This is a genomic window from Psychrobacter cibarius, from assembly GCF_904845955.1.
GTDB lineage: Bacteria > Pseudomonadota > Gammaproteobacteria > Pseudomonadales > Moraxellaceae > Psychrobacter > Psychrobacter cibarius_B.
Genome location: NZ_CAJGYX010000006.1, coordinates 18,215 through 44,458, shown reverse-complemented (window position 1 = coordinate 44,458; position 26,244 = coordinate 18,215). Strand labels below are relative to the sequence as shown.

Below are 26,244 nucleotides of genomic sequence, written 5' to 3'. Positions count from 1 at the left end.
TATCGTATATTTGAGGAATGAAACAATGAAATGGCAAGGTAGACGCGGCAGTTCCAATGTGCGCACCAGTAGTGGTGGCGGCAAAATGATAGGCGGTGGTATCGGTGGAATTATTATTGCTGGCATTTTATGGCTGGTATTTGGGGTAAACCCAATGACCGCTTTACAGACGGGTCAAGTAGTAGCAGGCGCTGGCAATAACAGTGCCGCTACCGAACCTGCGACAAGTAACGATCGAGATACGCAGTTTGTCAAAGTAGTCTTGGCTGATACTGAAGAAGTTTGGCATCAAATATTCAAAGAAGCAGGCAGCACCTATCAGGAGCCATCATTGATTCTCTTCAATGGTCAAGTTAGCTCAGCCTGCGGCAGTGCTAGCTCCGCGACGGGCCCATTTTATTGCCCAGGCGATCAGACTGTCTATCTAGACAAATCTTTCTTTGTAGAAATGCGCCAAAATCTCGGTATAACGGGTGATAAGCAAGGCTCTGGCGACCAAGATAATCAAGGTAAAGCGGGCGATTTTGCGCAAGCTTATGTTATTGCGCATGAAGTTGGTCACCACGTACAGACTTTGTTAGGCATCAGTCAGCAAGTTAATGAAGCCAGCCGTCAAGTCACTCGTGCACAAGCCAATAAGCTATCAGTACTACAAGAACTACAAGCTGATTGTTTTGCTGGGGTTTGGGCACAACGTAACCAAGAGCGTGTACAGTTTTTGGAGGCAGGTGATATCGATGAGGCCATCAATGCCGCTGGTCAAATCGGTGATGATCGTTTAGCGCGTGCTAGCGGTGGAGCAGTCGTACCTGATAACTTTACCCATGGCACCAGTCAGCAGCGTGTTCAGTGGTTCACTCGTGGTTTGGAGAGTGGCAACGTGCAGTCTTGTGATACTTTTAGCGGGGCATTATAGGTTAGTATCGCTATGATATTTTAGCGTAGTAACTATCGCCTAAAAAAGGCGATCCAACAAAAAGCCTGCAATATCGATTGCAGGCTTTTTGTATTTTAGAGCGTTTTAGGCATATTCAATAGATTTAAAATACACACAGTTGAAATGCTTAAAAACGGTCTTGATAGCACCAAATAATCATTTAGCGATTATCTGCTGTTGTTAAGAATGTAAGCACCAGCGCCACCTACTGCAGCACCACCAAGTGCGCCACGAGCGATGTCTTTGCTATCGCCGCCACTTCTAATAAGTGCACCAGCAGCAGCGCCGGCAGCAGCACCTTTAGCGGTATTGCTCAAGCCACTATTGTAGCCATTAGTTGCACAGCCACCCATGATAAGGGCAGAGCTAGTAAGAGCAGTCATTGCGATAGTTTTAGCAAATTTCATAGTATCACCTGTTAGGTTATCAAAATCAAAATACGATATTTTTATTACCACTAATTTTAATACCGATAGTAAGCTGTATTAAAATATTTGGGCAAGTATCTTAGAATAATCTATTGTGCTACCGCAAGACATACAAAGGTCTGCATTAGTAAGGATTACATCAAGGATGTTAAATATCTCGAAAATTATACTGCTATTAACACGTGATAGCAGAGTATATCTATACTGGCTCCTATACTAACCCATATAATAATTTCTAGGCGTAGTAAAAGCGCTAAGCTTTGCAAATAGCCTGTAAAGGATGTTTCTCCACTGTATCGTTGGTAGGGGTTTTGCTTAGGGTTATTGTATTTATATTGATAGTAAGCTAACTGTTTTTAAAAATAGTACTTTTGGCGTCTAATAGTGAGGCATTAAGGTCTGTTCTCATTTTTATTGCCATTTATAAATTCAGGACATGCCTGAATATATAAAAAATGAATACAAAATGAAAAGACCGCACGAATGCGGTCTTTTCTACTTAATTGGCTTATCTATTGAGTATGGCAAAGCAGCACGGATCTATCATTAGTTCTGTGATTTACGTTTCATCTGCTCAAAGAATTCGTCATTGGTTTTCGCTTCTTTTAAGCGGTCCAGTAAGAACTCAGTGGCTTGTACGCCATCCATTGGCTGAAGCAGTTTACGTAAAATCCAAACCTTGCGCAGTTTATCTTCATCAAGCAGACGCTCTTCACGGCGTGTACCAGATTTTTTGATATTAATCGCAGGGAAGACACGTTTTTCAGCCAGATCGCGCTCAAGCGTAATCTCTTGGTTACCAGTACCTTTGAATTCTTCAAAGATAACGCTGTCCATTTTACTACCCGTATCGATAAGCGCACTGGCAATAATGGTCAAACTGCCACCTTCTTCGACATTACGTGCGGCACCGAAGAAGCGTTTTGGGCGCTCTAACGCATTGGCGTCTAGACCACCAGTCAATACTTTGCCTGATGACGGAATAACTGTGTTATAAGCACGCGCCAAACGAGTAATCGAATCCAGTAAAATAACCACGTCTTGTTTGTGCTCGACCAAACGTTTGGCTTTTTCGATAACCATTTCAGCGACTTGTACATGACGCTGTGGCGGCTCATCAAAGGTAGAGGCAACCACTTCACCGCGTACCGTACGTACCATTTCGGTGACTTCTTCTGGACGCTCATCAATCAATAGGACAATGAGATAGCATTCAGGGTTATTACGAGTAATCGACTGCGCGATGGTCTGTAGCAGCATTGTTTTACCCGCTTTTGGCGGTGCGACGATGATAGAACGCTGACCTTTACCAATCGGCGCGATTAGATCGATAATACGACCCGTAAGATCTTCAGTAGTGCCGTTACCAAGCTCGAGTTTTAAATGCTCAGTTGGGAATAGAGGTGTCAGGTTTTCGAAGATAAGCTTATGACGTGAGCGATCTGGGGTATCAAAGTTGATTTCGCCAACTTTCAATAACGCAAAATAACGTTCAGAATCTTTTGGTGGACGAATCGTGCCAGCGATACTATCACCAGTCTTCAGACTAAAGCGGCGAATTTGGCTAGGGCTGACATAAATGTCATCAGGACCGGCTAAGTATGAGCCTTCTGATGAGCGTAAAAAGCCAAAACCATCCGGAAGAACCTCAAGTACGCCGTCACCATAAATGGCTTCACCGTTCCGCGCATGGGTTTTTAGGATAGCAAAGATGATGTCTTGTTTACGGCTACGCGCCATATTATCAAGACCCATTTCTTTGGCGATAGCCAATAGCTCAGCGATTGATTTTTTCTTTAATTCAGTAAGATTCATAGATAGGTCATTAGCAATTGATCAGATGAGAGATGCCATTAGCAGCACAAGTCACGACAGTGATTAAAACAACGATAGTATGGTGATAGAGGGTGCGTGCACAGAGCTGGATTTATGTAGTTTGGATATTACGTGTCAGCTTATATACGAATTGCAATCGTTTATGCAAGGTAATAAGAAATAAGGATAAAGAAGTCTACATAAGAGTCTGCGTCAAAAACTCAATATCAGTAATTGTGTTTAGTCATTTCGTTCAGCAATGGTGTTTATAACGACGATTGTGTTTTTGTTGATAAACACGAGGAGAATAGCGATAAGACAGTTAGGAAAACCGTTAGTTTTCTGTTGTCAGCAGACTATACGGTCTTCACAATAGCATTGTCAATAAATTTTGCCAAAAAAGTCGTCTAATTGAGTTTTTTGCATAAAAAACAAGCAAAAAAGCCACTATCTACGTTAGATAATGACTTTTTCGGCGGTGATGCTGTCTCTTTAGAATGCTTATGCAAAACGAGCAAGTCTCAACTTAGAGATGCTTGTCTAACACTTTTGCCAATTCAGCTTTTGGCTGCAGACCCATCACTGAATCAACTTTTTCGCCATCTTTAAAGACAAATAGCGTTGGGATATTACGGATACCAAAACGGCTGGCTGCTTGTGGGTTGCTATCCACATCAACTTTGACGATTGTAACTTTACCTTGGTACTCAGTGGCTAGATCTTCTAAAATAGGGGCGATTGCTTTACAAGGACCACACCATGCTGCCCAGAAGTCTACCAATACTGGCACATCTGATTGCAATACGTCTTTGTCAAAGTCGGCATCGGTAGTATGTAAAATAAGGTCTGACATAATTTATCTCTCTTGTTTTATTATTTCTATCGCCATCCATCAACTAATATATTTGTTGCATAATAGAATGATGGGTGACCAAAGAAGCGTTTAGAAGTGGTTAAAATGTGCCATTATATTAACATGTTTGCTCAGGGTTAACAGATGCAGGCTGGTTAAATTGTTTAACAATTACGATTAGCACAATAAATCGACACATAACGACATAGGCATGGTTTTATCTGTCACTTGATAATACTGTCTGTGTCTTTTGCTCAAAAATAAGCGGTTTATCACACTATATCTATACTCTAATATCTACCACTTAAGACAGCTTTCATATGTAAGCTCATTAATCATTCAAGCCCATTTATATAAGTGCCTATTTTTATGCCTTTTACTGCTGAAGAAGTCAACGCCCTCAATGCTCAAGAAAACGCCTATCCGCTTGATTTTTTTCAAGCATTTGCGCAACAGATTACTGTCTACGAAGATGATGATATTTGGGTGGTTGATAAGCCTGTAGGTCTGTTGAGTGTCGATGGCAAAACGCTCAAGGTTAGTTTGCTGGCAAGACTTGAGCGTGCCAATCCCGCGGTCAAGCTGATTCATCGTCTAGATATGGATACCTCAGGGCTGCTCATTTTTGCCAAGAATGCTGCCGCGCAAACCCATATTAGTAAGCAATTCATTGAACGTTTGCCACAAAAAAAATATCAGGCACGCGTCTTTGGAGAGTGGGAGCATGTCGGCGCAACGGGTGAGATATCCGTACCAGTGCGCTATGAGCCAGAGACGAAACCGCGCCATATCGTCGATCCTAGCTGGTCAAAGCATGCCTTAACTTTATATGAAGTCATCAGCCATGAGCAGTGCAACGGTCAGACAGTCACGCGCGTAATGCTAAAGCCTGTTACGGGTCGTAGTCATCAGCTGCGCGTCCATATGGTGCATGTGGGTCATGTGATGATTGGCGATCCTATTTATGCAGAAGGTACGGCTTTAGCGATTGCGCCAAGACTTAATCTCCATGCCCAGCAATTGCGTCTCAAGCATCCTACGCTTGGTGCGTGGATGGATTGGGAAAGTCCAAGCCCTTTTTAAATGAATTTATGCCAAATTTTTTAAACCCATCATGCAAAAACAAGGAACGTATTATGCTTGATATGACGGCAGCCAAACAGGCAGCTAAGAAACGCTTCAAAGCTAAATCGGCACTCTCAGACACACCAGTGGATTATGAAGTACTGATTATCGGTGCAGGAATTGCCGGTATTGGTATGGCGTGCCGATTGCAGCAGCAAAAACACAAAGGACTGTTTGGTCATAAAAATCCAGGTAAGCAGAAACGCAAATCATCAAAGCAACAGCAGAAAAGTGCACAGCGATTTTTGGTGTTAGAAAAACGAGCAGATTTGGGTGGTACATGGGATTTGTTTACCTATCCTGGCATCCGCTCTGACTCTGATGCCTTGACGTTTGGCTACAGTTTCAGACCATGGCTAAATCACAGGATTTTGGCAAAAGGCGGTGATATTAAAAACTATATTGCTGATACGGCGCGTGAGTTTGGTATCAGCGAACATATTCGCTATCAGCACGAGGTGCAGCAGCTGTCTTGGTCAAGTAGCCATCAACAATGGACGGCGATGGTAAAAAATCATGCTAGCGGTGAGGTGTTTACGATAACGGCAAAGTTCGTCGTTGGCGCCACGGGTTACTACGATTATGAGCAAGGTTATCGTCCTTCTTTTAATAAAGAAGCAGATTTTCAAGGTGAAATCATCCATCCGCAGCATTGGCAAAATGTGGATTATGACGATAAGAAGGTAGTCATTATCGGGAGCGGTGCCACAGCGATGACATTGCTGCCAGCTTTGATGGATGAAAAAGGTGGGCAATGCGCGCGTCACGTCACTATGTTACAGCGTTCTCCCACGTATGTGGCAAGTGTACCGGGCGATGATTATACGCTTGATTGGCTAGCAGGTAAATTTTCACCGTTGTCAAAAGAGCAAGCTTATACGCTGCTGCGTACTCGTAATGTATTGATTCAACAAGGTACTTATCGAGCGGCTATATTGGCACCCAAGCTTATGAAAGCGTTATTAAAACGCGGTGTCAAAACAGAGCTAAAGGGTAGCGGTATCGATGTGGCGCATTTTGTACCGGACTATAATCCTTGGGACCAGCGGATATGTGCGGTGCCAGACAGTGATTTATTCAAAGCATTGCATGGCAAACGCGCCAGCGTCGTCACCGATCAAATCAGCCATTTTACCAAGACGGGCATCATGCTCGAATCGGGTAACTCTCTCGATGCTGATATAATCGTCACAGCGACAGGACTAAAGCTACAGATGCTCGGCGGTGCCAAAGTATATATTGACGGGCAGGCGATAGATATTGGTTCGCGCATGACTTATAAAGCGGTCATGATTGAAGATATACCAAATATGGTGGCACTGTTTGGTTATACCAACGCCTCATGGACGTTAAAAATCGATTTGGCGTGTCAGTATGTGATGCGACTGCTGGGCTATATGCATCAGCATCGCTATCAAGTGGTATTGCCACAAGCACAGACTAAAGATGCCAAAGCGCTTACGCAGACAGATACAGTGATGGGCGCGCTATCGTCAGGATATGTCAAGCGCGCTCAACATGAGCTACCCAAGCAAGGCGATATATATCCTTGGCGGGTGACAAACAACTATCTAAGCGACCGCATCATGCTCAAACATCGCAAAATAAAAGATGATTGGTTACGTTTTAGTCGTTAAGGTCGCTTGGTTACAGTCGTTTGTTAAATGTTTTTTAATGGCTATTAATAAAATCAGCAACTTGTTTGCTTAAGATCTGCCACAAGGTTTCTTGGGCGCTTTTGCTGCCCCACGCATTATGCGGGCTAAATATAACGCGCGGATGCTTGGCAATGGTCAATAAAGGGTCATCATCCATGATAGGCTCTTGCTCAAAAACGTCGCTGGCGTAGCCGATGATTTGCTCATTGTTAATGGCATCAGTCAGCGCTTGGCTATCCACGATGCCACCACGAGCGACATTGACGATGAGCGGCTGTTTGACCATTTTTGCTAAAGTATCTGCATTAATTAGGTGCTGAGTTTTCTCGTTTAATGGGCAATGCAAGCTCAGTACATCAGACTGTGCCAGTACGTCGTCAAACGCGGTATAGTCGTCATTGCGCGGTGCGCGTCCTTGCTGCTCCGCCCACAATACTGTCATTCCAAAGGCACGAGCAATGTCGGTCACGCGTTTGCCAATAGTGCCAACGCCAATAATACCTAGTGTTTTATCTTCTAAATCTATTAGCGGAATATCCAGTAGGCAAAAATTACCGTTTGCTTGCCATGTGCCATCAGCGACTTTTTGATGATAATAAATACCCGCGCGCATGGCGTTGAGCATGAGCATAAAGGTATGTTCGGGCACACTTTTGACTGCATAACCTGCGACATTATAAAGCGCCACATGGTGCTCAACACAAGCGTCTTGATCGACGTTGTTCATACCAGTAGCGGTCAGTTGAATGAGCTTGAGCTTGGGCAATTTGCTTATCACTTCAGCGCTGATTTGCACTTTATTGGTGATAATGATGTCAGCGTCTTTGCAGCGCTCTACGATAACAGCAGCATCTTTTGGGGTGTCATCATAAGTGAGGTAATCGCTGATGCCGTCTGGGGCTGGCAAGTCGATGCCATCAGAAAAGGTGCCTTTATCTAAAAAAACCGCGCGCATGGTTATTCCTTATCTCATTATTATCGTAAATGGGGCTTTAGCTGCTACTGGCTTAATGTAGCACGTTGGTGATTTTAGTCAAAAAGGTCGTCAAAAAATCCATCAAAAAAGTACAAAGCAAAAAACCTCTACTTCAATATTGAAATAGAGGTTTTGTTGATTGAGACGGTAGTCTTTTGTGCTTATTTGGTTTTATGGACTTATAAAGAAAAGCGTTTACGCAATTTGCCAATAAGGCTACGTACGCGACTGCTCAAATCAATACGCACATCGTTTTCAGGGTCATGCTCGACTTCATAGCGTTTGACCAAGTCAGGGCTAGCTTTTAGCTTCGCATGATGCTGAAATGCACGGTTGACGCTAATCTCAAGCAGGCTGGCGCGCATCGGTTTCGGCAAGCAGCGATAGACCTGACCTTTATTAATCAAATCAATCAGCAAGCCAGCGTCTTGAAATTCAGTCTGTACCAAAACCACCAAATGCGGCGCATCTTGCTTTAAGGTAAAGATAATCGGCGCGATATTCTCACCGCTGACATTGATATCGGTGATACAAACACCGATATCTTCATTCGCCAAATAATCGTACGCTTCTTCTAAACTCTCAGCGTGCAGTACTTTATAACTGTGAGAAAATTGCTTACGTATTTGCTCAATCAACTCATTGGTTTCATCGATCACCAGCAGCGTTTGCTTATTACCTGAACTGTCGAATTGGTCGGCATCTTCGTCTGGATTATAGGTCAAGGCGATTTCGGTTGCACGTCCGACCACGGTGATCAGCTCTTCAGATTTACAAGGCTTAGTCAAATAACGATAAATCTCACCATCGTTAATAGAGCCAATAATCGCGTTTAAATCGGCATAGCCCGTCAATAAAATACGCATGGTGGACGGTGAGACATCTTTTACTTCGCGTAAGATATCCACACCGACTCGCTCAGGCATCCGCTGGTCACTGACCGCCACGTGTACATGGTTGTTCTTGATATAGTCAATATACTCAGTCGGGTCGGTGGTGATAAAGACGTCATGGGTCTTACGAAACAGCAGTTTCATAGACCGTAAAATGCGTTGTTCATCGTCGATAAATGCCAACTTCGGCTTTGACTCAGCGCTGGTTTCAACTGTGGTTAAGTCATTTTCTAATTCATTCATGATGATATCCTTATGATGATGAATAATAGTCGTTAAATATCTAAATATGTTCTACGTAACAGGGCAGCTGATCCAGCGCTTACGCAACTAGGTTTTGCTCTGTTAAGTTATTATTAATCGGTAGTATTAACGTAAATGTGGTGCCAACGCCTTCGGTCGATACGACTTTGATATCGCCATTATGTTGCTCCATAATTTGCTGGCTGATTGCCATACCCAGACCTGTGCCTTCGCCTGCGCCTTTGGTCGTAAAGAACGGCTCAAAGATTTGATTGAGAATTTCTGGACTCATACCTTTACCGTTGTCGATCACATCAATATAAACATTGTGATCATCGGCACGGGTGCGCACTTCGATTTTGCCATCAGGTTTTTCTCCCATGGCTTGCGCGGCATTGTTCAGTAGATTGACCAAGACTTGGTTAATTTGCGACGGTGAGCATTTCACTTCAGGCGTGGGCGCAAAATCAGTCACAATCTCTTGATGTCTAATGGAGTTGCCAGCGATTTTAAGCGAGGCTTCGATACATTCGCGCACATCGATGGTTTTCACTTTTGACTCATCAAGACGGGCAAAGTTACGTAGATTTAGTACCATTTCAGTGATTTGCTCGACGCCAAATAACGAATCTTTAATCAGCTCTTTTAATTCAGCTGATAGGTCATCTTCTTGGATTTCATCAGAAGCACGGATAATATCCGCCAATAGCTTGTCAATTTTTCCATCAGCCGCCGCGTCAGTTTTAACGCTTTTTAATCCTTGTACCAATTCAATCAGCTCTTCGTATTGCTCCGTCAACTGGCCAATAATTTCAAGATTATTTTGCACGTATGATAAAGGTGTGTTCACTTCATGAGCAACGCCTGCCACCATTTGTCCCAACGTTGCCATTTTTTCTGAACGAATCAATTGCAACTGCGAGTTTTTCAGCTCTTTTAGCGTTTCTTGCAGCTCAGCAGTACGTTCTTCGACTTTAATCTCTAGCTGTTGGTTAATGTTGGCAAGCTTACCTTCGTTAGACTGGATTCGGTCTAGTAGGTCATTAATAGAGCCATTCACCAGTCCAATCTCGTTGCGACCTTCTGCGAATTTAACCTCGCTCAGCTTATTGTACTGCTTATTATTAATTAAGTTTTCCGCTTCAGAGATTTTATCAGTGGTTTCTTTCAAGGGTTTGAATGCTAAGAAAGTCAGCATGAAGTAAATGACGCCAGCCGTAATCAATAGTGCTAATGCAATCCAGTTAACCAAGTTTTCACTGAGATTATCGGCAATGGCGTTAATTTCAGCATCAGGTTGGACAACGATCAGCTTCCAATAAGTCTCAGGAATCTCAAAGACATAGGCTTGACTGCCGTTATAGTAACTGTCTTTTGCCAGCTCGAAGCTCTGTAATAAGCGGCTGTCCATGGCATTTTGCTTGTTTTCACCGTTATTCAGATAAGCGGCATAGTTCACCAAATAATAACCTTTTGCCGTACCAGTCTCAGCTTTATCAAGCGTGGTCAGTACCTGCTGAACTTGTGGTGAGACGCTAGCGGCGACTTGTTCGATGATCTCATTACGTTGAACATCTAAGAAATCAAGCACGGGTTGCCAAGCAGGGTCTGAGTTGATGACTTGTTTGATATCAAGCGGCGTACCCGTTTTCTCATCAACATAGCTTAAGCGTTCAGTGTTAGAGGAGGCGATCACCTTGTCACTATTATCCAAGAGTAGAATGTAGCCTGAGCCTGAGCTTTCGCTTAACTTGACGATGTTTTCTTGTAGCTGATTCAGCGTAAAGTTAACCGTACTGGCACCCCAAAACTGATTGTCACGCTCGATTGCCACACCGCAGCTCATCGCCAGCTCGCCTTTGGTTTGGCTGGCGCGCACATGGTTCCAAATACAGCTCTCAGGTTTGAGCAACTTTAAGACGCTAAACCAATCTTCTTGATAATAAGGGTTGGTAGGATTTGGATCGCTCAACACCGCTTGATAATCACCGTTTTGACGAACCATCAAAAATGGATGGGTCGCGGTATTTGCCCCAAGTGCGCCTTTTTCAGGCCAAATGCCGCCACTACCCAATAGATTATAATCACGCTTATCAAAGGCATTGGCAGTACTCGTTTGTAAAATCGCCTCTTCTGTGGGCAAGGTTTGCGCGCTTTGCTGTAGTAGCAAGGCACTACGCATCACCCGATTGATATCGGCTGAAATACTATTTACCGCGGTATTGCCACGTTCAGCCACCAATTTTGCAGATTCAAGGCGGATTTTCTCATAGCCCTCTTTATCAACAACATAAACGACGACCGCCAGTACGACCGCAAAAGCAATAAATAAAATAGTGGTTACTTGGGTACTGACTTGATTAAAAAAGCCAACTTTTTTGGAGGCACTCATGATGGTGATAGTCCTTGGGATAATAGTGACCACGAAGAAGAGTGCCAATGCTAGGTATTGGTGGCAATCAATTAGGTGGTAATGCGTAATCTTAATTAAAATGGTCTGTACATAATGGCAAAAAAATTAAAAGTATAACTTTACTCTTATAACTTAACCGACTTAACTATTGATGTTTTTATAACTTAAAGGACTATAAAAGGCCATACTGTGCCCATAAATCCTTAAGGATAATTAATCATGAATACTAGGCGGCAAAAGAGTAGGTGTAGACGTGCGTTTGAATAATTCAGGTAAGAAAGAGGAAATGTTCTATTGCATTTCTCAACAATACAGAATCAATTTTATAATGACAATATTTTTTCTTTACTTGCGAGTCGTTATCTTATTGTTTTATATGACCAACTTATGCTTGGCGTTGATATAATCTTGCAATAATCTGCTCTTGAAAAGTCAACTTAGCGCACTCATCTAGCTGCTAACGTTATATAATGGTCGGCTTTATCTTGCGACCTAGCTAATGAGCTGACGCTGCCGGTATGGCCGGCGACCTCTCAGACTATTAAGTAATGACATCGCGCTAGTGATTCACGCTAGCAAATCTCATTATGAGCTATCTATTTTTTCCTATTATCTGAGTACAAAAGACATCGCCCTATGACTATCTCTATCGCTTCATTGCACAATACTGAATTTGCCGTTGGTCAACGTTGTTTATCTGATACGGAGTCCGAGCTAGGCTTGGGTGTGGTCATCGATGTAGATGACCGATGTGTGCACATTCTATTTCCACAAAGTGAAGAGACGCGCGTCTACGCCAAAAACTCCGCGCCATTATCACGCGTGGTGTTTAAAGTCGGCGATAGTATTTCTGATCAAGCGGGTAAGAGCTATACCGTAACCGCGGTCGAAGAAGTGATGGGTGTACTCAAATACAGTGTCGATGAGCATGAACGAGGCATTATGGAAACTCGTCTGGCTGCCAATATCACGCTTGCCAAGCCGCTTGAGCGTCTGCTGGCTGGTCGGATTGAGCGTGGTGATTGGTATGAGCTGCGTCAAGATATCTTGCGTATGCAGTCGGCGCTAGCGGGTCATCCGCTTAAAGGTTTGATGGGTGCACGTGTCGATATCATTGAGCATCAGCTCTATATCGCTCATGAAGTTGGCAAGCGTATCGCACCGCGTGTGTTGCTTGCTGATGAAGTGGGTTTGGGCAAAACCATCGAAGCAGGTTTGATTATTCATCAACAGCTGCTAACGGGCAAAGCTGAGCGTGTGCTCATTCTGGTACCAGATAGTTTGCAATATCAGTGGATGATTGAGCTGCGTCGTCGTTTTAATCTAAATTTTGCCTTATTTGATTTGGTACGTGCAGCAGCCATTAAAGAGCACGATCCTGAGCAAAACGTCTTTGCCACTGAGCAATGTATCATTGCGGGTATGGATTTATTACTCGATCACCCTGATTTGTACGACCAAGCGATGGATGCAGGGTTTGATTTATTGGTGGTCGATGAGGCGCATCATCTGCATTGGGATGAAGCGCAAGGCGGCAATGATAAATATGACTTGATTGCTGACTTTGCCGAAGAAACGCCAGGGGTCATGCTATTGACAGCAACGCCAGAGCAGCTTGGCGCACAAAGTCACTTTGCTCGTTTGCGTTTGCTTGATCCGGATCGTTTTGATGATTTGGATGAGTTTATCGATGGTCAAGAAGCCTTTGCTGAAACGGCTGCCGTTGCTGGTGTATTGATAGAAGATAAGCCATTAAGCGACAGTCAAATTGCCGCTTTAAGCAGCTTGTTAGACATCAGTCTTGATGAGTTGGCAACGATTAATGATGACGAAAAACTGCGTACTTATGCGCTTAATGAGCTATTAGATCGTCATGGTACAGGTCGTATTCTATTCCGTAATACCCGTGAAAGTGTCAAAGGATTCTATGGTCGTAGCAGCCAGCCGTACCCACTGGCATTACCTGCCGCATGGAAAGACAGCTATCAAACCAATGGTAAATTGCGTGAGCAGCTATGGGGCGAAGAAAACCAACCTGATGGTGGCTGGCTAGAAGATGACCCACGTGTGCCTTGGTTGATTGATATTTTGCGCGGTGAGCTTAAGCACAAAAAAGTGCTGTTGATTGCCCGTAGTGGCGCGACGGTTGAGAGCTTGGAGGCGGTATTACGCTTACATGCTGGTATTAAAACCGCTATCTTTACTGAGCAGATGACCTTACTTGAGCGTGACCAAGCAGCGGCGTTCTTTGCTGATAGCGAAGGCGCTCAGATATTGTTGTGCTCAGAGATTGGTTCGGAAGGTCGTAACTTCCAGTTTGCCAGCCAGCTGATATTGTGGGATTTGCCCGCCAATCCAGATACCTTAGAGCAGCGTATTGGTCGCCTAGATCGTATCGGACAAACGCAGCAAATCATGCTGCATGTGCCTTATGTACAAGGCACAGCACAAGAGCGTCTGTATAAATGGTATCACGACGCGCTGAATATGTTTAATCAAATCTCTCCAACGGCGCAGAGCGTGCAAGAGCAGTATATTCAAGAGCTAAAACCCATGCTTGAAGGCGCGGATACTGACGAGAACCGTGCGATACTACAAGATATCATCGAAGAAGCGAAACAGACGCGATTGGGGTTAGAGGCACAGCTACAAGCGGGTCGTGATCGCTTATTAGAATACAACTCGTGTCGCCCACGTGTTGCCAAACGTATCGCTGACGCCATGCGCGATTTTGATGGCCATAATCTATTGCCGCAGTTTATTGAGCGCTTTTTTGCCTCAGCCAATATCGATCACAATATCCAGCGCGATGGCTCGTGGGTGATTGCTCCGATTGATAGCACTGAAATTAGTGATTATATCGATGGTCTGCCACTCGGTGACGAAGATGGCATGACGTTGACATTCGAGCGTGAGCAAGCACTGCAGCGTGAAGATATCGAGTTTATCACTCACGAACATCCATTGATGCGCGCGATTTATGAGTTGGCGAGTACCAGCACCTTTGGTAATACCACGGTGGCGATGCTAAAAAGTTCTGCTGTACCACAAGGTATGGTGCTGCTCGAAGTGAATTTCCGCGTTGAAGCCATTGCGCCAAGGTTGCTCAATTTACCAGCGACGCTGACCACGCAAAATATCCGTGTATTTATCAGTGAGCAAGGCAGTGATTTGTCCTCGCGTATCAGTGCGGAGATGATTATGCCGCATATTGAGCGTCTGGATAAAAACCGTGCTCGCCAAGTCATTAAAGTACGCGGTGATGTGATTGAGCAGCGTTATTATGAAGCGGAAGAGATTGCCCGTCAGCAGTTAGCGGAGATTGGTGAACAAGCCAGTGCCCGTTTTAGCCAGCAGTGGTCACGTGAAATCAAACGCCTAAAGCATCTACAAACGATTAATCCTAACGTACGCCCTGCCGAGATTGAACGCTTGGAGCAACTAAAAGCCCAGGGTGAGCAAGCACTAGGTAGTCTGTTATTAGTCCCAGACTCCATCCGTGTGTTAGTGGCAGTGAAGCCATAAATGTAAATGATCAAAAGAACGAGATGTTTAATAGCATCTCGTTTTTTTATGATTAATATCGTTTATATTAGGGCGCGCCTTAAGGCATGTTAAGCAAAAATATCAACATGATATTGCCAAGTGAGCGTCGCTCTCTAGTCAAAGCCATCGATATTGGGTAAGATGTTTATCTTTTCGATTTATAGCCCATTCGCTATAAAAGGGTAACCGCGTCTCGTGTGAAGTATCACATATACCTTTGTACTCGATTGCTTTGTACTTCTTTTAAGCTGAAACAACGATATAATAAATGCTGGTGATAGCGCTGCTATGACCGTGTTTTTTGCGCTAAAATTTTCGTGTTAAATCTCTCTTGTGCATTTTCAGCAAGTGATTTCATATTATTTTACATTCAAATGCAAAGTGTCTTTTGTCTTTCGCTATATGATATTGATATCGTTGGGTGCGTATTTTCAGATGCTTAGCGTTTTTGATAAAAATAAGGAAACCTATCGTCATGTCCGATTATTCGCAATTGATTGATGAGCTGCTAGCTACTGTAGCGCTTATTGAAGTGACCCCCGATGTCTTTGAGGGTAAGAGCCATGACTATGTTGGCAGTCGTATTTTTGGTGGACAAGTGCTCGCCCAAGCCATCATGGCGGCGGCGCATACACTGGATAAAGACAAACCCTGTCATTCACTGCACGGCTATTTTTTGCGCGGTGGTGATATCACGCAGCCAGTTATTTATCAGGTGCGCCGCTTGCGTGACGGTCGTAGTCTGTCTGCGCGTGAAGTGACGGCGATTCAGTATAAAGAAGTGCGTGGTAAAGCGCCCATTGAGCAAGTAATATTTTCAATGATAGCCTCGTTTTCGCCGATGGAAGAGGGTTTAGAGTATCAAGAAGACATGCCCGTCTATCCGCCACCAGAGGATTTACTGGCTGAGCAAGATTTAAAAGAAGAGTATGTCGGAAAAGTCCCAGACGCACTCAAAGCCCGTTTTATGCGGCGTCGCCATGTCGAAATTAAACCAGTTAAACCGCGTGATCCGATTCATCCAGAGCCAATGAAACCGAAGCAGGCGAACTGGTTGCGTATCCGCGAATTGGGCAATCAACCTGTTGCGATTCAACAAGCGCTATTGGCATTTTCGTCCGATTTTTATCTGGTTGGTACAGGGCTGATGTCACATGGTGTTAGCTTTATGACCAGCGGCTTGCAAGCGGCTAGTATTGACCACTCGATGCATTTTCATCGTAATTTTGATCTAAACGGTTGGATGCTATACGACATGTGGAGTGATACCACGTCTAATGCCAAGGGTTTAAACCATGGGCAGTTTTGGCAAGATGGTAAGCTGGTTGCTACGGTACAACAAGAAGGCCTGATGCGTTTACGTGTGCCAAAGTCCTAAGCCCTCATCTTCTGATAAATAAAAAAAGCGACTCAAGATACATTTTGAGTCGCTTTTTTAATGGCGTGTTACGTGTTTTTTTAAGCAGTTCTTTTCAACGATTGCGTTCAAAGGATTATTCTAAAATCTTGACCATTGCTCGTGGCAGTCCAAGTGTTGCCTGAGCGTCAACAGCATTTAGCCAATTAATATTAATTTGTGCTGCTTCTAAGGCTTCGGTTATTTCGGCAATTTGCTCAGTATTTAAAATCAGCGATTGCGGTGTCAAATACCAATGAAAATGGGTCAGTGAATGTTTAATAGGGGCATCGTCTAATAAAGTTTTACTGACTGCTTTTGCTGTCAATTTATGCTTGTCTAACCACTCGTTGATAATTTGCTCGGCAGTGGTAAATTCTGCTTCGTATACTTTTTCATTACTGGTCACTTTTAATAATGTATCGTCAATTTCAGTCGTTTTTTCTGAGGCAGTTTTAGTATTCACTTTGCCTGCGGTTTTTTCAACAAACTGTAAAGGCAAACTCCACAGTCCGCCCCAAATGCCATTGTCAGGGCGTTGTAGCCATAGTATTTTGCCATCAATATCTTCAATCAATAACGCATTGCTAAACTTGCTGGGTTTGGGCTGCTTTTTTGCTTTGACTGGATAATCTGTTTCGCGTCCTTGCTCGTGGGCTAGGCAGTCCTCTTGAAGCGGACATAGTAGGCAGGCAGGCTTGCTACGCGTGCATAACGTCGCGCCCATATCCATCATGGCTTGCGCAAATAATCCTGAGTCATCGACAGGCGTCAAACGCTCTGCCAATGCCCACAGCTCTTTGGTCGTGGCAGATTTGGTAATATCACCATCGATAGCCGCCCAACGCGTGAGGACGCGTTTGACATTGCCATCACAAATGACGCCATAACGATGCAGTCCCATCGCCATAATCGCGCCAGCGGTCGATGGCCCGACGCCAGATATGGCTTCCCACCCTGCTAGCGTCTGCGGAAAGTCGCCCGTCTCATCAATGACTTCGACCAGTTGTTTCGCGCCTTTATGCAAATTACGCGCGCGCGCATAGTAGCCAAGCCCCGCCCAATGCCCCGCAACCATATCCCATTCTGCGGCGGCTAAATCTTGTACCGTTGGAAACGACGCCATAAAACGGGCAAAGTAGGGCAGTACCGTCGTTACTTGCGTTTGCTGGAGCATGACTTCGGATAGCCAGACGATATAAGGATTGGGCGCGTCGGTTTGGTGCTGCTGCCAAGGTAGGTCATGGCGACCGTTTTCGGCGAACCAATCGAGTAGGCGCGGGGCGAACGAATCGAGAGAAGTAGAGTATTGAGTAAAAGTGTTTTCTATCGTTGTGAGGTTTGCAGTGGGGGTAAGCTGAGTCATATCATCAATTTGTGGCATATTAGTGTATGAATTATAACCGATTTTTGAGAGAAGTGAGTTTATATCGCTGTCGTGCGCTGTTTGAGATTACCACGATGTAAGCGTCTTTTGAGTACGAGTGTTAAAAAACAGAGTATGTAACAGAAAACTTAATATAGAGTTGCAAATTTATAAAGTAAATCTTACAAAATTAAGTGAATTTTGTAGAAAAATTAACTTATCATTGTTGTGCTTTTTGCAAGATTATGACTCTTATTCTCGCTAGGGTCGCAAGAGCACCTTTGAGTTAACGATAACTCATTGTCTGGTTTCATCAAATACGCTTATTAAAGCTCACCAAGCATCATTTCAAACAAACGCTCACATGTATGAGTAATATTTAGGACTCTTTATGAAGTTAATGTCGAACTACTTATCTAAAGCAATATTGGCGCTAGCAGTCATTGGCTGTTCAGCCAACGTTTTGGCCGCCAAACCAAATCTAGTATTACAACAGCCCAATGTTTCTTTAGAGTTGGCCAATGAATTAATCGATGCCACCATGGCAGCCTGTCACGCAGAGGGCAAATCTGCCGTTGTCGCAGTTGTTGATCGTGCTGGTAATTTAATCGCGCTACAGCGTGATGATAACGTTGGTCCGCACAATACTGATGCTGCTGTTCGCAAGGCATTTACGGCATTATCTACCAAAACGCCTTCACGTACGTGGGCAGATAATGCTCGCGCTAATCCAGACTCAAATAACCTGAATACGGTAAATGATTTACTGCTGATCGGCGGTGGTGTGCCGTTAAAATTTGGTAATGATGTGATCGGCGCTATTGCAGCGGGCGGTGCAGGTGGCGCAGTACAAGACGAAGCTTGTGCGTTGAAAGCTATCGAAAAAGTCATGCCTAAACAGAAGTAGTTGATGACTTAGATATCGCTAAATGATTTGGATATCATTGAAAAACTTCGATATCGCTATCAGTAAACACAAAAAAAGCCCTTAGGGGCTTTTTTTGCATGAGCTCTAAAATAATTTTATGCAGCTAACATTATAGACACAAAGGGTTATCGATTTATTATTTCCGATTCTTCCGCGTTTTCAAACGACGTAAGCGCTTTTCTTCTTCTTTGGCGATTCTTTTTTCTTCTGCTGCTAAGCGTTGCTCAGCGACGATGAGTTCTTCAGCTTCAGACATGGCTGGCGTCTCAAGCGTAATACGCCCAAGCTTAGCGCTACGTAACTCGTTGATCAAAATCTCAGACATGCGGTACGTATCGACTTGATTGCCCGAACGTACACAGCCGCGATTGCGTCCAGCGACTTCAAAAAACTCCCAATCAGTCTTTGGTAGCGCTTCAATTTTGTAGCGGGTTTTTAGCAGCTCAGGATAGGCTTGCATCAAGTATTCAGCGGTATAGCTGGCAACATCAGCGAAATCAAAAGCCGTATCACGAATACCGCCCGTCGCTGCCAAACGATAGCCAGAGTTTTCGTTTTCGACTTTTGGCCATAGCATACCGGGCGTGTCATAGAGCATGATGTCATCGTCTAGCTTAATCAATTGCTGCGACTTAGTGACCGCTGGCTCATCGCCAGTTCTGGCGACAGCACGTCCAGCCAAGGTATTAATCAATGTTGATTTACCAACGTTTGGAATTCCCATAATCATGGCTTTGATTTGGCGACCCGTGCCCACTTTATTGGGTACAAGTTGTTTACAGATGGCGATGATACGTTTGACATCATTGGCTTTATCAGTATCGCAAGCAATGGCTTTCACACCGCTTTGCTGCTCAAGATAGTCCATCCAAGCTTGGGTCAATTCAGGATCAGCAAGGTCGGCTTTGTTCAGGATTTTGATGACGGGTTTTTCGCCGCGCAATGCCGCGACCATCGGGTTTTCACTACTATATGGGATACGCGCATCGATCACCTCGATTACCAAATCCATCTGTGGCATGATTTCTTTGATTTCGTTACGGGCTTTGTTCATGTGCCCAGGGAACCACTGAATACTTGCTCTCTTATCCATCTGCTTTCATAACCTTTTATAAAAAATGCGCAAAGTAAGACGATCGTCATTTACTTTTCATGGTGTCCAGTTTACTACAGAACCACCTTGCTCACGCTACAATTTCGCCCAACCAGATGCGCGGTTACTCTTGAGCTGGATCTTCTATTTCATCGCGGGCAGGGGGTAACGGTGCAAGATAACCAATTAATAGTATTAAGCTGCCTGCGCCAAGGAAAGATATCACTCGCCAAATCGCTTCTGTCTGTGACAAATCAACCAATACCAGTTTGAGTACGACAATACCTAATAGCCCGATGCCCATAAACCAAAGCGTCCGCTGCCAATAGCGACTGGCGACGATGGTGGCGACTAAAGCTAAGAGCGTCCATAAAATAGTCAACCCTGTCTGCACTTGCTCGCTATTCCATGCGCCGTCCTGAGCGCTGTCCCACAACGGTGTACCGATAAAGGCATGTAGCGTTCTGACCAACATACTGGATATCAGCCAAAAGCTAATAAGTCCCAACATAACCAATAAATAATCGGCGGTAAATATACTCTTAGTTTGGGGGGCTGCACTTGATTCGATAAGACTCTCATCGCGGCGATGTTGGCTCATATAATATAGACTAAAACCAACCAATAGCGTCAGCAATGAGGTAATGTCGTATAAATTCAATAGCGGAAAATATGACATATCCCAAATTACACCATCATATGACCAGTTGGTAATGATGACCCAATTTAAAGCAATGGGCGCAAAGATAGCCGCGCAGCTCAATAGCGCTTGTTGCCAATCAAACAAGTATAGTGGACTTTGCTTGCATGCCTTGTTTGTACGCGTATTTTGCTTGGGATAGTAAGCATAACGATGACAGCACCATAATCCAGCCAATATTAAAATGGCTGGCATCAATACAGCCATCACCCCAGCGGAATCTGCTAGTCCATAGTGGGCGGCGGCAGCAATGATTAGAATGCTAGCTCCCAGCCAGCTTGTGCCATCGTAGCGTGACAGCTCGGAATGGTCGTACCATGTCTTTAACCACAACTGTCCGATGACCAACCAACCAATGATTAGACCAGTCAATAGTAGCCAATCTGCTCCTTGCCATATCAAATGAAACTCGAATTTTTGCGGCAATTGTATGACGAGCATGAGATAAAAGACGATCGATAAGCCGTGGCTAAGTTGTCTGATTTCTATCCACGAGCGATAACGATTGATTGTCCAATAAATGGCAAGGCTAATTAGAGCTGCGAGTGCAATCATGGTCGTCGTTGCTAGTGTCCAACTGGCAAACCACTGGTTAAAATCAAGCAGCAGCACTTGTAGTAGCCACGCTATAGCCGTAAAGGTCAAAAACCTTATGAGTATAGGACTGCGCCAAACAAGATTAAACACGGTGCTTTTGCTGTTGATTGAGGTTAGCCATTGCTGTGCGGCTTGGGTGCTAATACCTAATGCGTCGGCATAGGTTGCTATCGCATCTGGCGTGGCGTTTTGCTCTTGGGAGAATGCTAAATTATTGTTTAAGCTACTATTTAAGGCGTTATCCAAGATGTCGCTGCTATCATTCAACATAGTTGGCGAGTTGTTCGTGCGTAAGATAAATACAGTAGCTAGATAGCTGATAGCCGAAATGGTTAAGGCCAATGTCGGATAATCCTGAATGGCGAAGACCACTTTTATCATCAGCATGCTGATACTGATTAGCTGCAATAACAAACCAAATAGCACTGACCACGCTCGCAATGAACGCCGTCCAAACCACACCAGCGCCAGTCCTTGTACTGACCAGCCAAAAGCAATCCATTCAGCATCTAATGCTAAAGGGATTACCAGCGCCAAAAAACCAAATCCTAAAGCCAGCATGCCTTCGGTGATTAAGGCATAACGTTGGCTACGCTGCACAAACAACCAGCCGAGTCCTAAATAAACAGTGGCTAAAATAGCACTCGCGATGGTTAAAGCGTTAGGAATGTCATCTAATAATGCCGCAAATAAACCAAAGGCTAATATCGGCACTGAAAACAGTAAGCCAGTATCAATAGGGAATACATAGCTATTATTTCTTGCGTGAACGCTATCTAAATGCTTTACGTTGTCTGCGCTATCTGTCTGGATGATGTCTGTTTTATTAAGAGTATTGTAGGCAATGATTTGTTGGGCATAGCGAATGACGACAAACAGATATAGCAATAAGTGTAAGGTGACCAGTAAGACTAAAGACCAGCGCTGCGCCTCAATGACCGTGCTCAAATTCTCACTGATGCCCCAGTAGTAAGCCAATCCAAAGGTCACAGTGACACCGAATAAATTCAGTATTTTCCACGGGCGGTAATGCGCGATAATCGCAATCGTCACGTTCAATAGTAGATAGTAACTAAACAATACCATCAAACTGCCTGTGTCTTCACTGGTCAAAATAGGCGCAAAAAATCCACCCGATAATGCCAACAAAGCCAGTGGAAAAGCGTTTTGACGCACGGCGAGTGCAATGGTAATCGCAGATAATAGCCCAAGCCCAATAAAGCTCGGTAGACTAGGCAAGACTTGGTAAACGCTATAGGCAAAAAAGGTCGTTAAATACGCAATCGCTAAGCCTGCGCCTTGTAGAGTGATGCCATAAGCAAAGCGGTTTTTTGCCAATTTTAGACCTAATGCTGCCAGACCTAAACCGAGGATGCCTATCGCTAAAAGCTTGGACGCTATCGACACTTCGATATAGTCGCTTAACAAGCGAAGTAGTAGCACCACACCGATAAGTAGGACGATCACGCCAACGCGTACGACCAGATTGCCGCCAAAAAACCAGTTTTTGATAGAGTGAATCAATGAAGTGACGATAGGCAGTGAGCGCTCATCAGGCTCTATGGGCGATGGTTTTTTTGGAGAATGGGCTGGTTTCGGGTGAAGCGTAGCAGTAGGTAAAGGAGGTGCTGAGTCAAATAGCTCCTCGATAATAGATTGAGGCGAGTGAGTATCAGCTATCGTTTGAGCCATTGGTTCAGTATGAACGTCTACGTCATTATCGGCGTTATTATTCATAGAGCTGACACGGTGTTGCTGCGCTTGTAACTCATCTTGCAGTTGCGTGATGTCTCGTTGAAGCTGATCAACGCGTCGCTTTAATTTATGGTAAAAAACGATAATCACTACTAGACAAACAAGCAATACAAATCCGCTGATATCAGACATAGCGCTACCACACCGTTACTCAATATTTGATGGCTTGATGATGACTCGATTTCAAAGCAAACACAAGCAAAGCGCTCATCAAAAAAAAGGGCTAGCCCAAGATTATTCGTTCACGATCATGGAGCTGACCTTGATGCTTTATAAACTGAGATATTTAAGCGGCATATAATTTATGTCTTTCTGATAATGTACATTCACGCAAGGTTAGATAATTCACCATACCTGAGACAATACCTGCAACAACACCGATAATAATTAAAGCTGAAATCAAAGATACTTCGACCGTACCTGCGTATTTTTGCCATAGTACAGCAAGAGAGGTCAGTACCCCAAAGGTGAAAAATCCATGCTTTATCGTCAACCAAAAAGCGGTTGGGAAGAAGGCTACTTTTTTTTCTTTGATGCCAAAATAAGCCACCATAGTTAAAATCATGGCTAACGTAATCGATAAGGTAACGGAGGTACCGAGTACCGTGTCTTCATTATTGGTAATAGAGTCAACAGATATTGCGATTGATGAGTATGTTTTTAAGAAGAAATATTGTATGCCGCCGTTAATGAAAGCATTGATTACGCCAGTAAGCATAGCGCCTTTTAGCAATTTTGCGTTTAATGTTGTTGTCATGGTTTATGTTCCAAGTCTAATCAGGTAGGTTTATGCATAAAAAATACTGAGTAGATAAAACTCTACCCAGTATGGTCGAATGCTCAACACGCCCTAGTATGTATCGTTTATAAATTTATGATTAAAGTGATGGCTGAGTTTATGAGGTTGGCATTTTACTTTTGTAAACGCCGCCGCCATTGACTGTCAGTTCAGCACCAGTAATCCAAGACGCTGCATCACTTAACAAAAACGCCATCGCTTGAGCGATATCTGCTGGCACGCCACGTCGTTTTAGGACGATACCTTTGACCACATTATCGATCATCTCTTGGGTATAACCGGCTTCTTCAGAGGAAGCACCATTATCTACTGTACCGATGATTAATGAATTAAAGCGCACTTCAGGACCTGAGGCGACCGCCATACTTTTTACCATATTTAGCAAGCCCGCTTTAGCTGTGCTGTATTCGATAAATTCTGGCGTTGGTGTATTGCCAACCATGGACCCAGAAAATACCACAGAGGCGTTTTCTTCTTTTTCTAAATACGGCATACATAAACGAGTCAAATGATAAGATCCCAAGGTGTTGAGCTTATACGCATTGACCATTTTTTCGGTGGTAGATTCCCACAAAGGCGTATTTGCACCCCAACCGACGTTATTGACTACTGCAGAAATCTTGCCGAATTTTGCAATAGTTGCATCGACCAAGGCTGCAATTTGTGTCTCGTCAGTAAAGTCGGTTTTCAGGCCTAAGGTTGCATTGCCTGTTTCTTTTTCGATATCAGCGGCAATTTGCTTCACTTTATCTTCATTTAAATCAGCGAGGACAATGTTGCCTCCTAATGAGCTTAAAAACCGTGCCGCCTCGCTACCAATAGCGCCTGCTGCACCACTGATAATGATGGTTTTATGATGAAAGTCGAATAGTTGTTGGATGGTTTTCATGGTTTTACCTTATTATTAGTGAGTGATTAGAGAGCTATCAGCAAGTGGTGTGACCGATTTTATAAATCACGACTGTGCAATAATCATGTTAGCGCCTTAAATCCTTACCAATAGTAAGCCTTTGTAAGTGTGTAATGATCAATATGGATTTGTTTACGATAAAAAAGCAGAGTGCGGCGGGCGCACTCTGCTATATATTAGGTTAATAGATAGGGATTAATAAATAGTGTGTTAATAACCTGAAAATAGCTATTGATATGCCTGATTCAAAGATTATTTACCTAAGTTTTTTTTCATAAATTCAAGCATGTTTTCCCAGCTTTGCTTGGCAGCAGCTTCGTTGTAGCCAAGACCAACATCATTCTTAGCAGCGCGCTCATCGGCATGTGGATTGGTAAAGCCATGTTTAGCGTTGTCATAAACATCGATAATATAGTCAACACCAGCAGCATCTAGTTCTGATTTTAGACCTTCTATTGCTTCCATGGATACCATTGAATCATCGCGACCGTGAGCAACCAATACGTTAGCGGTGAAGTTTTTATCCGCTGGCTGTTTTGGTGTTGGGTTGCCATGGAAAGTGGCGACCGCTTTTAATGGCATGCCTTCGCGAGCCATATCAAGCACGACTTTGCCGCCGAAGCAAAAGCCAATCGCTGCTAGATTGTCACCATCAACGGCTAACTGGTCGCTAAAGTCATTAAGGATTAAACGGCAGCGCGCCATCAGCATATCTTGATCTTCTAATACTTGCTCCATCCACATATTCGCTTGTGCAGCATCGGTGGTCAGCTTGCCTTCACCGTAGACGTCCATTGCGACGGCAGCATAACCTGCTTCTGCCAAGCGCTCGACCACTGATTTTGGGTGATCAACGATACCCCACCATTCTGGCGCTACTAAAATTCCCGCAACAGGATGGTCGTCAGATGCATTTTCTGGCAATGCCACATAGCTGATAAGCTGGACACCATTTTCGGTGGTACTGATTAATTCAAAAGTCTTAATTGACATATTATTATCCTTTTTTATGTGAGGAGTTTTACGTTATAAAGGTTATTTGTCTGTGTTTTTGCGACATCGTTTGTCTTACTTTTACTACCTTAACGCTCAACCTAGGCAAAAACAGCTATAATACTGTAACGCTCTTTATCAAAATGCTACGGCACCTTTATGACACTAAACTTGTTAAACAACTGTGCAGCCCACCTAGACTCTGACGCAACGTTGCCGTTAAAAGTCACAGAAAAATCAGCTGTGAGCTTATTTCCTGACAGTGGCAATCAAAGTAACAGTAATAGCGACCATGACAATAAGCTCAATGATACCTTGCGTCCGAATTTTTGGTCGCGCTTTGCACTGTCAGAATTAAATCATAGCGAATGGGAAGCGTTGTGTGATGGCTGTGGCAGCTGCTGTTTGATTAAGTATATTGACGAAGATGAGAATGGCGATGTGGATGAAGAGTTGGTCGAGTATACCGATGTGACTTGCCAGCTAATGGACTGTACGACGGGTTATTGTCAGCACTATGACACGCGTCAAGAGCATGTGCCAGACTGTATTCAGCTGACCATGGACAATCTGCCGCAGATGATGTGGTTGCCTTCGCACTGCGCCTATAAGCGTTTGTATAAAGGACAAAATTTGCCAAGTTGGCATTTGTTATTGACCCAAGATGCAGTGGTAACGCAGCAACAAATGCGTGCTGCCAATGTTGGCGTGGCTGGGCGCTGTGTTTCTGAGACTGGTATGTCTGATGAAGTGATGGAGGAGCGCGTGATTAGCTGGGTTAAGCCTTGATAATACTGAGAGTTACTGAAATCGGTGACAT

19 protein-coding genes are annotated in these 26,244 nt (G+C 44.0%); 7 read left to right on the top strand and 12 right to left on the bottom strand.

Annotation, left to right across the window (positions count from 1 at the left end; translation table 11 throughout):
• Window positions 1-25 precede the first annotated feature (25 nt).
• Window positions 26-916, top strand: coding sequence for a KPN_02809 family neutral zinc metallopeptidase (ypfJ, locus tag JMV76_RS11780; RefSeq protein WP_201502829.1), 891 nt, complete (start codon window positions 26-28; stop codon window positions 914-916).
• 188 nt (window positions 917-1,104) lie between these two features.
• Here the strand turns inward: ypfJ and JMV76_RS11775 are convergent, their stop codons facing one another.
• The 3 genes from JMV76_RS11775 to trxA all read right to left on the bottom strand — a co-directional run bounded on the left by JMV76_RS11775 (window position 1,105) and on the right by trxA (window position 4,033).
• Window positions 1,105-1,344: a hypothetical protein gene (locus JMV76_RS11775; RefSeq protein WP_055125335.1), complete on the bottom strand. Its 240-nt coding sequence runs from the start codon at window positions 1,342-1,344 to the stop codon at window positions 1,105-1,107.
• 567 nt (window positions 1,345-1,911) lie between these two features.
• On the bottom strand, window positions 1,912-3,180 hold the full coding sequence (gene rho / locus JMV76_RS11770) for a transcription termination factor Rho (protein WP_055125334.1): 1,269 nt from the start codon (window positions 3,178-3,180) through the stop codon (window positions 1,912-1,914).
• 526 nt (window positions 3,181-3,706) lie between these two features.
• Window positions 3,707-4,033 (bottom strand): thioredoxin, encoded by a 327-nt coding sequence (trxA, locus tag JMV76_RS11765; protein ID WP_201502828.1) that lies wholly within the window; start codon window positions 4,031-4,033, stop codon window positions 3,707-3,709.
• Between the two features lie 369 nt (window positions 4,034-4,402).
• Between trxA and JMV76_RS11760 the strand changes: the two genes are divergently transcribed.
• Entirely contained in the window at window positions 4,403-5,116 is a 714-nt protein-coding gene (locus tag JMV76_RS11760) for an RluA family pseudouridine synthase (RefSeq protein ID WP_201502827.1), read from the top strand.
• Between the two features lie 53 nt (window positions 5,117-5,169).
• Entirely contained in the window at window positions 5,170-6,795 is a 1,626-nt protein-coding gene (locus JMV76_RS11755) for a flavin-containing monooxygenase (RefSeq protein ID WP_201502826.1), read from the top strand.
• A gap of 34 nt (window positions 6,796-6,829) precedes the next feature.
• Here the strand turns inward: JMV76_RS11755 and JMV76_RS11750 are convergent, their stop codons facing one another.
• The 3 genes from JMV76_RS11750 to JMV76_RS11740 form a co-directional block, all read right to left on the bottom strand.
• Complete coding sequence (locus JMV76_RS11750; RefSeq protein WP_201502825.1) at window positions 6,830-7,771, bottom strand: D-2-hydroxyacid dehydrogenase; 942 nt, start codon at window positions 7,769-7,771, stop codon at window positions 6,830-6,832.
• Window positions 7,772-7,971: 200 nt separating this feature from the next.
• Window positions 7,972-8,928 carry a response regulator gene (locus JMV76_RS11745; protein ID WP_045445938.1) on the bottom strand — a complete coding sequence of 319 codons (957 nt, stop codon included), beginning with the start codon at window positions 8,926-8,928 and terminating at the stop codon, window positions 7,972-7,974.
• A 79-nt stretch (window positions 8,929-9,007) separates the two neighbouring features.
• Window positions 9,008-11,320 (bottom strand): sensor histidine kinase, encoded by a 2,313-nt coding sequence (locus JMV76_RS11740; RefSeq protein WP_201502824.1) that lies wholly within the window; start codon window positions 11,318-11,320, stop codon window positions 9,008-9,010.
• Window positions 11,321-11,977: 657 nt separating this feature from the next.
• Between JMV76_RS11740 and rapA the strand changes: the two genes are divergently transcribed.
• Together rapA and JMV76_RS11730 are read left to right on the top strand one after the other, a co-directional pair.
• Window positions 11,978-14,866, top strand: a complete 2,889-nt coding sequence (rapA, locus tag JMV76_RS11735; protein ID WP_201502823.1) for an RNA polymerase-associated protein RapA — start codon at window positions 11,978-11,980, stop codon at window positions 14,864-14,866.
• Between the two features lie 496 nt (window positions 14,867-15,362).
• Window positions 15,363-16,265: an acyl-CoA thioesterase gene (locus JMV76_RS11730; RefSeq protein WP_045452453.1), complete on the top strand. Its 903-nt coding sequence runs from the start codon at window positions 15,363-15,365 to the stop codon at window positions 16,263-16,265.
• 115 nt (window positions 16,266-16,380) lie between these two features.
• Here the strand turns inward: JMV76_RS11730 and mutY are convergent, their stop codons facing one another.
• Window positions 16,381-17,649 carry an A/G-specific adenine glycosylase gene (gene mutY / locus JMV76_RS11725; protein WP_201502822.1) on the bottom strand — a complete coding sequence of 423 codons (1,269 nt, stop codon included), beginning with the start codon at window positions 17,647-17,649 and terminating at the stop codon, window positions 16,381-16,383.
• 391 nt (window positions 17,650-18,040) lie between these two features.
• Here mutY and JMV76_RS11720 point away from each other — a divergent pair, with 391 nt between their 5' ends.
• Window positions 18,041-18,556, top strand: a complete 516-nt coding sequence (locus tag JMV76_RS11720; RefSeq protein WP_265090303.1) for a GlcG/HbpS family heme-binding protein — start codon at window positions 18,041-18,043, stop codon at window positions 18,554-18,556.
• 157 nt (window positions 18,557-18,713) lie between these two features.
• Here JMV76_RS11720 and ylqF read toward each other — a convergent pair whose 3' ends face one another.
• The 5 genes from ylqF to JMV76_RS11695 form a co-directional block, all read right to left on the bottom strand.
• Window positions 18,714-19,670, bottom strand: a complete 957-nt coding sequence (gene ylqF / locus JMV76_RS11715; RefSeq protein WP_201502821.1) for a ribosome biogenesis GTPase YlqF — start codon at window positions 19,668-19,670, stop codon at window positions 18,714-18,716.
• A 124-nt stretch (window positions 19,671-19,794) separates the two neighbouring features.
• Window positions 19,795-22,854: a DUF2339 domain-containing protein gene (locus JMV76_RS11710; RefSeq protein WP_201502820.1), complete on the bottom strand. Its 3,060-nt coding sequence runs from the start codon at window positions 22,852-22,854 to the stop codon at window positions 19,795-19,797.
• A 154-nt stretch (window positions 22,855-23,008) separates the two neighbouring features.
• Window positions 23,009-23,479 (bottom strand): hypothetical protein, encoded by a 471-nt coding sequence (locus JMV76_RS11705; protein ID WP_201502819.1) that lies wholly within the window; start codon window positions 23,477-23,479, stop codon window positions 23,009-23,011.
• A gap of 139 nt (window positions 23,480-23,618) precedes the next feature.
• Window positions 23,619-24,410 carry an SDR family NAD(P)-dependent oxidoreductase gene (locus JMV76_RS11700; RefSeq protein WP_201502818.1) on the bottom strand — a complete coding sequence of 264 codons (792 nt, stop codon included), beginning with the start codon at window positions 24,408-24,410 and terminating at the stop codon, window positions 23,619-23,621.
• A 273-nt stretch (window positions 24,411-24,683) separates the two neighbouring features.
• The gene (locus JMV76_RS11695) at window positions 24,684-25,424 is read right to left on the bottom strand and encodes a dienelactone hydrolase family protein (protein ID WP_201502817.1); all 741 of its coding nucleotides are present in this window, start codon (window positions 25,422-25,424) and stop codon (window positions 24,684-24,686) included.
• Between the two features lie 315 nt (window positions 25,425-25,739).
• Between JMV76_RS11695 and JMV76_RS11690 the strand changes: the two genes are divergently transcribed.
• On the top strand, window positions 25,740-26,213 hold the full coding sequence (locus JMV76_RS11690) for a YcgN family cysteine cluster protein (RefSeq protein ID WP_227690375.1): 474 nt from the start codon (window positions 25,740-25,742) through the stop codon (window positions 26,211-26,213).
• Window positions 26,214-26,244 lie beyond the last annotated feature (31 nt).